Below are 311 nucleotides of genomic sequence, written 5' to 3'. Positions count from 1 at the left end.
GGAAAGACTTCTAGCCGCAGTCCTCTTAGCCGATGTCGTGGGCAGCACGCCCCTCTATGAGCGCATCGGTGACGAGGCCGCTCTGCGGCAGGTTTCGGATTGCCTGGACGCGATGCGGGCGATCGTCGCGCAACATGGCGGTGACTACATTTACTCGAAGGGCGATGACGTACTTAGCCTGTTCGAGAGCTCGGAGATGGCGCTGAGGGCCGTCAGCCAAATCAGCCACCAATTGACGAAAGGGCCGTTGACCGCCCGCATCGGACTGCATTTCGGGGCGGTCATTCGCGCGCGGGGCGCGGTATTCGGTG

Annotated in this window: 1 pseudogene; it reads left to right on the top strand. The window is 62.4% G+C overall.

From position 1 onward, the window contains the following. Nucleotides 1–37: 37 nt before the first annotated feature. Nucleotides 38–311 (top strand): annotated as a pseudogene (locus tag EN852_RS38400) (hypothetical protein); the annotation flags it as partial.

The sequence above is a fragment of the Mesorhizobium sp. M2E.F.Ca.ET.209.01.1.1 genome (genome assembly GCF_004010375.2).
In the GTDB taxonomy this organism is placed as follows: domain Bacteria; phylum Pseudomonadota; class Alphaproteobacteria; order Rhizobiales; family Rhizobiaceae; genus Mesorhizobium.
Note: the sequence above shows the minus strand (reverse complement) of the source record. Positions and strands in the feature narration are given on the sequence as shown.